The sequence below is a fragment of the Mesorhizobium shonense genome, assembly GCF_040545255.1.
GTDB classification, from domain to species: Bacteria; Pseudomonadota; Alphaproteobacteria; order Rhizobiales; family Rhizobiaceae; genus Mesorhizobium; species Mesorhizobium shonense.
This window is the reverse complement of the sequence record NZ_JBEPLM010000054.1, coordinates 1-1,313: the sequence shown is the minus strand read 5'-3', so window position 1 is coordinate 1,313 and position 1,313 is coordinate 1. Positions and strand designations below refer to the sequence as shown.

General features: G+C 64.7%; 2 protein-coding genes and 1 pseudogene. 1 reads left to right on the top strand and 2 read right to left on the bottom strand.

The window, feature by feature from the left end; translation table 11 throughout:
* The coding region (locus ABID26_RS37015; protein WP_354418437.1) for a hypothetical protein at positions 1-197 on the top strand (197 nt) is incomplete at its 5' end.
* Positions 198-253: 56 nt separating this feature from the next.
* On the opposite strand, the gene sucD is transcribed toward ABID26_RS37015, so the two are convergent.
* Together sucD and sucC are read right to left on the bottom strand one after the other, a co-directional pair.
* Positions 254-1,153, bottom strand: coding sequence for a succinate--CoA ligase subunit alpha (gene sucD, locus ABID26_RS37010; RefSeq protein WP_354418436.1), 900 nt, complete (start codon positions 1,151-1,153; stop codon positions 254-256).
* Positions 1,154-1,166: 13 nt separating this feature from the next.
* A pseudogene (sucC, locus tag ABID26_RS37005) lies at positions 1,167-1,313 on the bottom strand (succinate--CoA ligase subunit beta); the annotation flags it as partial.

Sequence of the window (1,313 nt, the reverse complement as noted above, 5' to 3'; positions counted from 1 at the left end):
GACCGTTCATCCCGTCCGCGCATTGCAAATCACTCCAGCTCGCAAACCGAAGTGAATCACAAAACATCACCAAACGCGACTTTTGCAGCAGCCTGCTAAAGCCTCTTTCGACGAGCCGGTTAATTGAAGCGGGCACGCGAATGCTTGCGATCGTGTGTTTGTCCGATAGGCCAAACGGAAACGGCGGCCGGCCATGAGGACCGCGCCGCCGCATCAAGTTTTTGAGTTTCGTGTCGGTCGCCCCTGACCGCGGTCAGGCCGCCTTCTTCGTCCGCGCCAGCGTATCGGCCACGACCTCGCCGAACGAAGCCGGGGTCGGCACGATCACCACGCCGGCTTCCTTCAGGATTTCGACCTTTTCCTGCGCCGACTCGCCGAAGGCGGAGATGATGGCGCCGGCGTGGCCCATGCGGCGGCCCTTCGGGGCAGACAAGCCCGCAATGTAGGCGATCAGCGGCTTCCTCATATTGTCGCGCGCCCAGATCGCGGCTTCGGCTTCCTGCGGGCCGCCGATCTCCCCGATCATCACCACCGCGTCGGTCTCGTCGTCCTGCTCGAACAGTTTTAGGATGTCCTTGAAGGACGAGCCGTTGATCGGATCGCCGCCGATGCCGACGCTGGTCGACACACCGATGCCCAACGCCTTCATCTGCGAGGCCGCCTCGTAGCCCAGCGTGCCGGAGCGCCCGACGATGCCGACACGGCCGGGGAGATAGATATTGCCGGGCATGATGCCCATCAGCGCCTGTCCGGGCGTTATGACGCCGGCGCAGTTCGGGCCGACGAGGCGCATGCGGTCCTCGAAGCGGTAGCGGCGCATGTAGCGCTTGACCTGCATCATGTCCTGCGAGGGGATGCCGTCGGTGATGCACACGCAAAGCTTGATGCCGGCATCCGCCGCCTCCATGATCGAATCGGCGGCGAAGGGCGGCGGCACGAAGACGATGCTGGCCTCCGCGCGGGTCTCGCGCACCGCGCCCTTGACGGTGTTGAACACCGGCAGGCCGAGATGGCTCTGGCCGCCCTTGCCGGGGGTGACGCCGCCGACCAGCTTGGTGCCGTAGCGCTTCATATCGTCGGCATGGAAGCTGCCGATCTTGCCGGTAAAACCCTGAACGATGACGCGCGTGCTGCGGTTGAGCAGGATTGCCATTTCTCGACCTCCCTCAGGCTGCTTTTTTGTTCTTGGCGGCCGCGCGCCAGGCGGCGACGGCCTTCTCGGCGGCTTCGGCCAGCGTGTCGGCGACGATCACCTTCTCGCCGGAATCGGCCAGGATCTTGCGCCCTTCCTCGACCTTGGTGCCGGAGAGCCG